This is a genomic window from Massilia sp. YIM B02769 (genome assembly GCF_030411995.1).
GTDB lineage: Bacteria > Pseudomonadota > Gammaproteobacteria > Burkholderiales > Burkholderiaceae_D > Telluria.
In genome coordinates this window covers 14,807-24,862 of the sequence record NZ_JASNRC010000018.1, presented here as the reverse complement: position 1 = coordinate 24,862, position 10,056 = coordinate 14,807, and the positions used below count along the sequence as shown (strand labels likewise).

Below are 10,056 nucleotides of genomic sequence, written 5' to 3'. Positions count from 1 at the left end.
GGACAAAAGCGGCCTTGTAACACCTGGTATCAGCAGACGGGAAACGTGATTCTCGGAGGATGCAGCGGGATACTATCAGTAAATAATTACAATAAAAATATCCCGAAGTGTTTATTCCAAGATAATTTATGTATGAGGAATAAAAACGACAGCCAGTAACATTCCGGAACCGGAATGTCACATGTCGTGCAATTTAAGCGGGCCTGGATTACAGCTGGCGAATCCCGGCTGCCGCTTCGAGCAGGAGTTCCGGATTGGCCGTGGCCAGCTTCTTCGGGTCCGACAGCATCTGGCGGAAGGCGCGCGCACCCGGCAGGCCGGCAGTCAGGCCGAGCATGTGGCGCGTGATGCTGTTCAGCTTCAGGCCGTACTGGCCGTAGCGCGCCAGCTGGTCGGCGATGTAGGGTACCATCGCGGCCAGCACCTCGGCGCGGGTTTTCGCCGGCGCGTCGTCGCCGTAGAAGCGTGCATCCCATTCCGCCATCAGGTAGGGATTGTGGTAAGCCTCGCGGCCGAGCATCACGCCGTCCACGTGCTGCAGGTGCAGCGCGATCTCGTCGTTGGTCTTGATGCCGCCATTGATCAGGATTTCCAGTTCCGGGAAGTCGCGTTTCAATTGATACGCCACTTCGTAGCGCAGCGGCGGGATCTCGCGATTCTCCTTCGGCGACAGGCCCTTCAGGATGGCATTGCGGGCGTGGACGATGAAGGTGCGGCAGCCGGCATCGGCGATCGTGCCGACGAAATCGCGCACGAAACCATATTCCTCGTTCTTGTCGATGCCGATGCGGTGCTTCACGGTCACGTCGATCGTCACCGCGTCGCGCATCGCCTTCACGCAGTCGGCCACCAGCTGCGGCTCGTTCATCAGGCAGGCGCCGAAGGCGCCCTTCTGCACGCGCTCGGACGGGCAGCCGCAGTTCAGGTTGATCTCGTCGTAGCCCCACTCCTGGCCCAGCTTCGCGCTCTTCGCCAGGTCGGCCGGCTCGCTGCCGCCCAGCTGCAGGGCGATCGGATGCTCGACGTCGTCATAGCGCAGGTGGCGCTCGACGTCGCCGTAGACCAGGGCGCCGGTGGTCACCATCTCGGTGTAGAGCCAGGTGTGTTTGGTGATCTGGCGGTGGAAGACGCGGCAGTGGCGGTCGGTCCAGTCCATCATGGGGGCGACACTGAGGGTGCGGGGGCGATAGGTCATGCGGTTGAAGCGCGCCCTGGATGCTGCCGGGGAGGAGCGAAGCGCGTAGAAAAGATGGGCAAGGGGCGCATTCTACCGGAGCCGGGCGCGCGGCTCAAGCAACGGAGGCAACGGAGGCAACCGAGGCAACCGAGGCAACAGCCGCAACAGCCGGGGTCAGGTGCCGTCCCGTGGCCGCAGCAGCCCATCGGCCTCGCCGCTGCGGCGCAGCCCCTCTTCCAGGCCGACACGCGCCTGCCACCCGGGTGGCGGCACGAAGCCGGTCCACGGCGTCGTCACGTCGCGCGGCCGCCCCGGGCGCTCGCCCCACCCCACGTCCACGCACAGGCCGGTCGCGGCCTCGAACGCCGCCACCAGCGCCTTCAGGTCCAGGGGCGCGCCCGACGATACGCCGTAACGCAGCTGCACCGAACCTGCCCCGCGCAGCGCCTGTTCGGCCGCCAGGAAGGCGTCGAGCACATCGTCGATGTAGACCATGTCGAGCAGCTGTTCGCCGGACGTCATGGACAGCCGGATGCCGTCCCTGGCCGCGTTCCACAGCGCCTTGACCAGCTTCGGGCGCGGGTCGCGCGGCCCATAGGTGTCGAACAGCAGTAGCGTGGCGGCGGCCAGGCCGTGGGCGTTGACGTAGTACGCCAGGATTGCCTCGAACGCCTGCTTGGTGGCCGCGTACAGGTTCACCGGATCGTAGTCGCGGTTGCCGAAATGCTGCCAGGCGGTGCCGGTGTTCACCAGCAGGCGCACGTCGTTCGCCGCCATGGCTTCGAGCAGCTGCGTGGAAAACAGCAGGTTGGCCTGCACCAGGGTGGCAACGTCTTCCGGCCGATGCTGGGCCAGGAAGGCGGCGGCCAGGTGGAACACGGCGTCCGGCGCCGCCTCGCGCACGCGTTCCACCAGCGCCGCCGTGGCGCCGTCGAACACGTGCACCGTCAGTGCGGCGCGCACGTCGGCCAGCGGCGCCAGGTCGGAACCGGGGCGCACCAATACGTGCACGTCCCATCCCTCGGACACGAGGCGCCGCGCCAGCTGCGAGCCGACATAGCCCGAGGCGCCGGTGACGAGTGCGCGCCGCCTAGTCATGGCAATCGGCATCCGCACAGCGGTCGAGGCGGCGGCAGACGTCCCGGCGTCGCCTCAGGTCTTGGCCACACCGGCCCAGCTCGGCAGCGTGGTGAAGAAACAATGGGTTGCTCCGTTGAAGGTGCGGAAGCCCAGGCCGTTCTTCTCGGCCAGCAGGCCCAGGCTGCGCAGCGAGAACAGGCTGATGTGGCCGTTGCGTGGCGAGGCATACCACCAGTTCAGGCGCCCGTTCGGCGGGATATTGCCGTCGCTGGCCATGGTCGAGAACAGCACCAGGCATTCCTCGCCCATCAGCGGACGCAGGTTGGCCATCAGCACGTTCGGGTCGGGCACGTGCTCGAACACTTCGAACGAAGTGATCAGGTTGAACTGCCCGAGCGACTCGACGGTCTGGCCGTCGCCGGGGAAAGGATCGTAGCTGGTCGAATCCCAGCCCAGCTGCTTCAGGATTGCGCTGAGGCCGCCATTGCCGCCGCCGTAGTCGAGGTGGCGAATCTGCTCGCGATGCTGGCCGAACAATTGTTCGACGATGCTGGCGTTCGACTTCGGCCGCGCCGTCAGGTAGTCCGGATCGACGCGAACGTAATCCTCGTTGTAGATATGGTTCAGGAAATCTTCATCGCCCCAGCCGCTGAACTCGGGTGCCCAGGTGTACTCGCAGGCGCCGCAGCGGCGGTAATAGATGGGTACGCCGGACAGCGGCAGGTGCACGCCCGCACCTTCCATGCAATTCTTGTTGAAGTCGACGACATCGTAGAGATCGGCCGGCGTGCCGCAAATCGGGCAGGTGTGGTCCGCTGTGTGTTCCATGGAAGTTCCTTGAGGGCGCCGGGGCGCGGTTGCGTCGGGACAGGCTGGCCCATTATAGGTGGCGTCATGTTGCTGCACAAGAAAGAGGTCTCACGCAGCCAGGTGCGCTCCCCCCGGACGCTCGCCGATCTGCTGGCGCCACATCGCGTAATACAGGCCCTTGCTGTCGAGTAGTTGCGCGTGCGTACCCTGCTCGATGATGTCCCCCTTTTCCAGCACGTAGATCGTATCGGCATGCATCACCGTCGACAAGCGGTGCGCGATCAGGATCGTCATCTGCGTGGCGCGCGCCGAGATCTCGCGCACCGTGTTCGTGATCTGCTCCTCGGTCAGCGAATCGAGGGCCGAGGTCGCTTCGTCGAAGATCAGCAAGGCCGGCTGGCGCACCAGGGCGCGTGCGATCGACAGGCGCTGCTTTTCCCCGCCCGACAGCTTCATGCCGCGCTCGCCGATGACGGTGTCCAGCCCTTCGGGCGAGCGCTCCAGCAGGTAGGCGCAGGACGCCGCGCGCATCGCCGCCATGATCTCCTCGTCGGTGGCGTCCGGCTTCACGAAGCGGATGTTGTCGCGGATGGTTCCGGCGAACAGGTAAGTTTCCTGGGTCACGAAGCCGATCTGGCGCCGCACCCGGTTGTAGCGCAGCGCCGTGGTGGCCACGCCGTTATAGAACACTTCGCCGGCGGCCGGCGTGTACAGACCGACCAGCAGCTTCACCAGGGTCGACTTGCCCGAGCCCGACGGCCCGACAAAGGCAATCGTCTGGCCCAGCTTCGCGTCGAAGGAGACGCCTTTCAGCGCGTCGTCCGGCGCGCCCTTGTGGCGAAAGCGCACGTCCTGGAAACTCAGCTCGACCAGCGGGCCGATCTCCACCGGATCGGGCGGACGGCGTTCGATCGGCTTGTCGATCAGGTTCTTGAAATTCATCAGCGAGGCCTCGGCTTCGCGGTGCGCCAGGATGATATTGCCCAGCTCCTGCAAGGGCGCGAAGATGGCCACCGAGATGAACTGCATCGCGATCAGTTCGCCGGTGCTGAGCACGTCGCGGAAGATCAGCCACAGCAGCGCGAACAGGATCGCCAGGCGCAGCAGGCTCAGGGTCGAACCCTGCAGGAAGGACAGCAGGCGGATCCGCTTCACCTTTTCCATTTCCAGCGCAAAGATGGCGTCGGTCTGGCTGCGCAGGCGGCGGATTTCCGGGAAGGTCAGCCCCAGGCTCTTGATCAGCTCGATATTGCGCAGCGATTCGGTGATGAAGCCGGAATTGCGGTTGGTCTCGCGCACGATCGAACGCTGCTGGGTCTTGATCTCGCGGCTGAGCAGGCCCGTCAGCCCGCCCAGTACCAGCACGCCGACCAGGAACACCGGCACCAGCAGCCAGTGCTTGGTCACCGCATACCAGATCAGGAAGCTGACCCCGACCAGGCCGGCGAACGCGGTGTTGATGAAGGTATTGATGAAGCGCTCGCTGTCGGCGCGCACCTTTTGCAGCAGGGCCAGCATTTCTCCGCTGCGCAGGTCTTCGAATTCCTGGAACTTCAGCCTCAACAGGTGCCGCAGGCCATCGTTGAAGATCGCCACGCCCAGCTTTTGCACCACCAGCCGCGTCACGTATTCCTGCAAGGCCTTGGCCAGGCGCGACAGCACCGCCACCAGCACCGCCAGGCCGAGCAGGCGCAGCACGCGCGACACGAGTTCGGCGTCGTCGGGGCGGCGGTTGGTGACGCCGTCGATGATCTTGCCGAAGATGATGGGGTCGACCAGGGCCAGGACCTGGCTGGCGCCGGCCAGCAGCAGGGCCAGCAGGCCGAGGCGCCAGTGCGGCTTGAGGTAAGTCCAGAGGATATGCATGTGTCCATCTTAACCACCCCGCTCGCGGCGACGCGCACCGATGAGGCTGGCCTGGCGCTATGGCTGTCAAGCCCGCACGCCTGCTGGGCGCCTGATATGGCTCAGTTGCGGTAGGCCGGGCCTGGCTTATCGTTTGATCTCGGCAGCCGTTGTTGCTTGCCTTGCCATTGGTCAACCTTTAGCGAAGTCAACCATGAGGTCAATCATGCCCTTACGCAAATACCTGTGTGCCCTGGCGCTCTTGCCCGCCCTGCTGGCGCCTCTGGCCGGCCAGGCGGCGCCGCTGTACACCGTCACCGCGCTGCCGACCGGTTTCAATTCCTACGACATCAATAATCTTGGCCAGATCGCCGGCTACGTGCAAACCGAACTCGGCGGCGCCACCTACGCCGCCCTGTACGCCGGCGGTAGCATCGCGAACCTGGGCAGCTTCGGCGGCAACGTCGGCTTTGCGCGCTCGCTCAACGACGCCGGCCAGGTCGTCGGCGTTTCCACCACCGCCTCCGGGGACTTCCACGGCTTCCTGTACAGCGGCGGCAGCCTGGTCGACCTTGGCGCCGGCGCCAACGCCATCAGCCTGAATGCCCGCGGCGACGTGGTCGGCCAGCTGAGCATCGCGGGCGGCTACACCGGCTTCGTCTACCGCGGCGGCAGCATCACCCAGCTCGGCAACCTCGGCACCGGCGACGTCGGCCTGGCCTGGGACATCAACGACCACGGCAAGATCGTCGGCGAATCCTCGCTCAGTCCCGAGCTGCACGCGCCCTTCCACCCCTTCCTGTACAAGAACGGCCGGCTGATCGATCTCGGCACCCTGGCCGACCGTGAAAACAATTCCGCGCGCGTGATCAACAATGCCGGCCGCATTGCCGGCTACAGCGAAGCCGATGGCGGCGGCCTGCATGCCTTCGTCTATGAAAACGGCGTCATGACGGACGTCGGCTCATTCGGCGGCCTGAACCTCGACGTGTCCGACATCAACGAGCGCGGCGCCTTTGTCGGCAGCGCCTCCACCTGGGATGGCCCGACCGTCGGCTACATCTCCTTCGGCGGCGAGCTGATCGACCTGAACACCCTCATCGACCCGGCCTCGGGCTGGGTGATCAGCGGTGCTTCCGGCATCAACGACCTGGGCCAGATCGTCGCCAGCGCCTGCCGCGACTTCGAGTGCGGTTCGGTGCGGCTGGATCTGGTGAGCGCGGTGCCGGAGCCGGCCATGGCGCTGATGCTGCTGCCGGGGGTGGTGGCCGTGGTGGGGGTACGCCGGCGGCGCATGCGCCGGCAGGAGCACTGAGCCGGCACTGAGCGGGCGCTGAGGCGCTGAGGGGCGTTGGCGCAGAGGGACTTGGGCATAAAAAAACCCGCTGGGAGCAGCGGGTTCCTTGGCTCGAATGCAGACTGGCGTCCGCGTCCGATTATGCGCCTTCGCGCGATGCCTTCTTGCGCTCGTGTTCCTTCAGGTAGCGCTTGCGCAGGCGGATCGATTTCGGGGTGATCTCGACCAGCTCGTCGTCCTCGATGAACTCGACGGCGTATTCCAGCGACATCTGGATCGGCGGCACCAGGCGCACGGCTTCGTCGGTACCCGACGAACGCACGTTGGTCAACTGCTTGCCCTTGATCGGGTTGACGACCAGGTCGTTGTCGCGCGAGTGGATACCGATGATCATGCCTTCGTACACCGGGGTGTTGTGCTCGACGAACATACGGCCGCGGTCTTGCAGTTTCCAGATCGCGTAGGCAACGGCGGCGCCGTCGTCCTGCGAGATCAGCACGCCGTTACGGCGGCCAGCCAGTTCGCCCTTGGTGTTGTCGACCGGTGCGTACTCGTGGAACACGTGGCTCATCAGGCCGGTACCGCGGGTCAGGGTCATGAATTCGCCCTGGAAGCCGATCAGGCCACGTGCCGGGATCAGGTATTCCAGACGGACACGGCCCTTGCCATCCGACTCCATGTTCTGCAGGTCGCCACGGCGGCGGCCCAGTTCTTCCATCACGCCGCCCTGGTTGGCTTCTTCGACGTCGACGGTCAGGTTTTCGTACGGCTCGTGGCGCACGCCATCGACCATCTTGTACACGACGCGCGGACGCGACACGGCCAGCTCGAAGCCTTCACGGCGCATGTTTTCCAGCAGAATGGTCAGGTGCAGCTCGCCGCGGCCCGACACTTCGAAGGTGGTGTCGTCGTCGGTCGGCGACACGCGCAGGGCCACGTTGGCCTTCAGTTCGCGCTCGAGACGCTCGCGCAGCTGGCGGCTGGTGACGAACTTGCCTTCGCGGCCGGCCAGTGGCGAGTTGTTGACCATGAAGTTCATGGTCAGGGTCGGCTCGTCGACGGTCAGCATCGGCAGGGCTTCCGGCACGTCGGCGGCGCAGACGGTCGAACCGATGCCGATTTCTTCGATACCGTTGATCAGGCAGATGTCGCCGGCGACGGCTTCATCGACCAGCACGCGCTCCAGGCCCTTGAAGTTCAGCACCTGGTTGATGCGGCCGCGGATCGGGGTGGCGTCAGGGCCGTTCAGGACCACGACGTCCTGGCCGGTCTTGACGCGGCCACGGTTGACGCGGCCGATACCGATCTTGCCGACGTACGAGGAGTAGTCCAGCGAGGTGATTTGCATCTGCAGCGGGCCGTCCGGGTTGTCGTCGCGCACAGGCACGTACTTCAGGATGGCGTCGAACAGCGGCTTCATGTCGCCGCTGCGCACGTCTTCGGTCAGGCCGGCATAGCCGTTCAGGCCCGAGGCGTAGACGATCGGGAAGTCGAGCTGCTCGTCGTTGGCGCCCAGCTTGTCGAACAGTTCGAAGGTCTGGTTGATGGCCCAGTCGGCGCGCGCGCCCGGACGGTCGACCTTGTTGACGACGACGATCGGCTTCAGGCCCAGGGCCAGCGCCTTGCGGGTCACGAAGCGGGTCTGCGGCATCGGGCCTTCCTGCGCATCGACCAGCAGCAGCACCGAGTCGACCATCGACAGCACGCGTTCCACTTCGCCGCCGAAGTCGGCGTGGCCCGGGGTGTCGACGATGTTGATGTGGGTGCCTTCGTATTCGACCGCGCAGTTCTTCGACAGAATGGTAATGCCGCGTTCTTTTTCGAGGTCGTTCGAGTCCATCACGCGGGTGTCCACGGCCTGGTTCTCACGGAAGGTGCCGGACTGGCGCAGCAGCTGGTCGACCAGGGTGGTCTTGCCGTGGTCAACGTGGGCGATGATTGCAATATTACGAATTGCGCGTTTGGTATTTGACATGTGATTTCAGCGTGGATTTGCGTGATGTACGGATGTGTACGGTGCTGCCAATTTCGGAAACCGACTAGTATAGCACGCGGATGTGACGGATCAATGAAAAAGCCCCGCGTTTTCAACAGCTTGCCGGGATTTCAATGGTTTTTAGCGGTGACGGCGCGGTCTGGAACGATGCCGCTTCCCTTTTCCGGACGGAAATTGAGAGGCGTCGCGCATTGCTTCCGGCATTGCGTAGGGTGGACGGCTGTACCCGGGAATCGATGTGCGCGAGGCGTGTGCGCCGTCCACGCGTTCAAGCGGCGGTGAAACAACGCGCAGGCCGTGCTTGCCGGGTTTGAACGCGTGGACGGCGCAAGCGCCGCGGCATCACTGCGGCCGAGATAGAGCCGTCCACCCTACGCCCGACAAGCGGAATCGATCAATGCTGCGCAGCGATCAGGCGCTCCGGCGCCAGGATCGCCCACTCCTGCAAGTTCGCCGTCCCCAGCAGCTTGCCATCGTGGTAGACCCGCACCCTGCCCTGCTCGGCCGGAACCGCAACCGCTTCCTTGCCCAGCGCCAGGCGCTGCCCGTTCAGGAAACGCTTCGCCAGTTCCGCCGTCAGCTCGACCGCCGGAAAGGTCGACAGCAGTGCATCCACGGGCGCCAGCAGCGCGCGCGGCTCCGCATGCGCCTGCAATGCTTCCAGCGTGATCATGCCATCGAGCGTCAGCGCCCCGACCCCGATCCGGCGCAGCGCATTCAGGTGCGCGCCGCAACCGAGCGCCGCGCCGATGTCCTCGCCCAGCACGCGCACATAGGTGCCCTTGCTGCAGGTAACGCGAATCCGCAGCATCGGCGCCTCGTAGCCGATCAGCTCTAGGGCGTGAATGGTCACCGGCCGCGCCTCGCGTTCGAGCACGATGCCTTCGCGCGCATATTCGTAGAGCGCCTTGCCGTCGCGTTTCAGGGCCGAGTACATCGGCGGCACCTGCAGGATCGGGCCACGGAAGCGCGCCACTGCCGCCTCGATCTGCTCGATCGTCACGTCGACCGGCAAGGTCTCGATGGCTTCGCCCTCGGTGTCGCCGGTGTTCGTCCTGATGCCGAGGTGGACCGTCGCCTCGTAGGTCTTGTCCGCTTCCAGCAAGTCCTGCGAGAACTTGGTCGCCTCGCCGAAGCACAGCGGCAGCAGGCCGGTGGCAAACGGATCGAGGGTGCCGGTGTGGCCGGCCTTTTTCGCGTTCATCACGCGCTTGGCCTTGATCAGCGCATCGTTCGAGGACAGGCCGACCGGCTTGTCGAGCAGGAGCACGCCGTCGACCAGGTCGCGCGGCTTTTTCGGAGGGCGGGCGTTCACTTGCTGTCGTCGTCGGTGCCGGGCGCGGCAGGCGCGTTGCCGTCGTCGAAGTCGGCCGCGCGCACGGCGTTCGCCTGGTCGATCAGGGCCGACATCTGCAGGCCGCGCGAGGTCGAGGTGTCGTGCACGAAGTGCAGCGCCGGCAGCGTGTGGATGTGCAGGCGCTTGCCGAGCATGTTGCGCAGGTAGCCCGACGCCTTGTTCAGGCCTTCGAGCGTTTGCTTGACTTCTTCCTTGCTGTCTTTCAGCAGCGTGAAATAGATCTTGGCATGCGCGTAATCGGGGGTAAGCTGGACTTCGGTCAGCGTGACCATGCCCACGCGCGGGTCCTTCAGTTCGAACGCGATCAGTTCCGACAAGTCTTTCTGGATCTGGTCGGCCACGCGCAAGCCGCGCTGGGGAATGTTTTTGCTGTGTTTTGCCATGTTTCTTGGTTAGGTTTGGTGACAATGGTACATCGATCGTGCGCGGACGGGCGCAAACGAAAAAACGCCACCGGCCGGGCGCGAGCCCGACGGATGGCGTTCCTGGCATCC

The 10,056-nt window shown here is 65.0% G+C and carries 8 protein-coding genes; 1 reads left to right on the top strand and 7 read right to left on the bottom strand.

Features of this window, described 5'->3' with window-relative positions; all coding sequences use genetic code 11:
- Positions 1 to 208: 208 nt before the first annotated feature.
- The 4 genes from dusA to QPK31_RS23720 all read right to left on the bottom strand — a co-directional run bounded on the left by dusA (position 209) and on the right by QPK31_RS23720 (position 4,933).
- Positions 209 to 1,195 carry a tRNA dihydrouridine(20/20a) synthase DusA gene (gene dusA, locus QPK31_RS23735; RefSeq protein WP_290425362.1) on the bottom strand — a complete coding sequence of 329 codons (987 nt, stop codon included), beginning with the start codon at positions 1,193 to 1,195 and terminating at the stop codon, positions 209 to 211.
- 156 nt (positions 1,196 to 1,351) lie between these two features.
- Positions 1,352 to 2,275, bottom strand: a complete 924-nt coding sequence (locus QPK31_RS23730) for an NAD(P)-dependent oxidoreductase (protein ID WP_290425361.1) — start codon at positions 2,273 to 2,275, stop codon at positions 1,352 to 1,354.
- A 54-nt stretch (positions 2,276 to 2,329) separates the two neighbouring features.
- Positions 2,330 to 3,085, bottom strand: coding sequence for a class I SAM-dependent methyltransferase (locus QPK31_RS23725; RefSeq protein ID WP_290425360.1), 756 nt, complete (start codon positions 3,083 to 3,085; stop codon positions 2,330 to 2,332).
- Between the two features lie 90 nt (positions 3,086 to 3,175).
- Positions 3,176 to 4,933, bottom strand: coding sequence for an ABC transporter ATP-binding protein (locus tag QPK31_RS23720; RefSeq protein ID WP_290425359.1), 1,758 nt, complete (start codon positions 4,931 to 4,933; stop codon positions 3,176 to 3,178).
- Positions 4,934 to 5,138: 205 nt separating this feature from the next.
- On the opposite strand from QPK31_RS23720, the gene QPK31_RS23715 reads away from it, so the two are divergent.
- Complete coding sequence (locus tag QPK31_RS23715; protein WP_290425358.1) at positions 5,139 to 6,227, top strand: hypothetical protein; 1,089 nt, start codon at positions 5,139 to 5,141, stop codon at positions 6,225 to 6,227.
- A 121-nt stretch (positions 6,228 to 6,348) separates the two neighbouring features.
- Here QPK31_RS23715 and typA read toward each other — a convergent pair whose 3' ends face one another.
- The 3 genes from typA to rbfA form a co-directional block, all read right to left on the bottom strand.
- Complete coding sequence (gene typA, locus QPK31_RS23710) at positions 6,349 to 8,184, bottom strand: translational GTPase TypA (RefSeq protein ID WP_290425357.1); 1,836 nt, start codon at positions 8,182 to 8,184, stop codon at positions 6,349 to 6,351.
- Between the two features lie 415 nt (positions 8,185 to 8,599).
- Positions 8,600 to 9,520: a tRNA pseudouridine(55) synthase TruB gene (truB, locus tag QPK31_RS23705; protein WP_290425356.1), complete on the bottom strand. Its 921-nt coding sequence runs from the start codon at positions 9,518 to 9,520 to the stop codon at positions 8,600 to 8,602.
- Positions 9,517 to 9,945 carry a 30S ribosome-binding factor RbfA gene (gene rbfA / locus QPK31_RS23700; protein ID WP_290425355.1) on the bottom strand — a complete coding sequence of 143 codons (429 nt, stop codon included), beginning with the start codon at positions 9,943 to 9,945 and terminating at the stop codon, positions 9,517 to 9,519. The genes truB and rbfA overlap by 4 nt, the downstream gene beginning before the upstream one ends.
- Between the last annotated feature and the right edge of the window lie 111 nt (positions 9,946 to 10,056).

Excerpts from the sequence above, each read along its gene's own strand:
- typA (WP_290425357.1), bottom strand. The coding sequence starts at position 8,184 with ATGTCAAATACCAAACGCGCAATTCGTAATATTGCAATCATCGCCCAC.
- QPK31_RS23730 (WP_290425361.1), bottom strand. The coding sequence starts at position 2,275 with ATGACTAGGCGGCGCGCACTCGTCACCGGCGCCTCGGGCTATGTCGGC.
- dusA (WP_290425362.1), bottom strand. The coding sequence starts at position 1,195 with ATGACCTATCGCCCCCGCACCCTCAGTGTCGCCCCCATGATGGACTGG.
- QPK31_RS23715 (WP_290425358.1), top strand. The coding sequence starts at position 5,139 with ATGCCCTTACGCAAATACCTGTGTGCCCTGGCGCTCTTGCCCGCCCTG.
- QPK31_RS23720 (WP_290425359.1), bottom strand. The coding sequence starts at position 4,933 with ATGCATATCCTCTGGACTTACCTCAAGCCGCACTGGCGCCTCGGCCTG.
- QPK31_RS23725 (WP_290425360.1), bottom strand. The coding sequence starts at position 3,085 with ATGGAACACACAGCGGACCACACCTGCCCGATTTGCGGCACGCCGGCC.
- rbfA (WP_290425355.1), bottom strand. The coding sequence starts at position 9,945 with ATGGCAAAACACAGCAAAAACATTCCCCAGCGCGGCTTGCGCGTGGCC.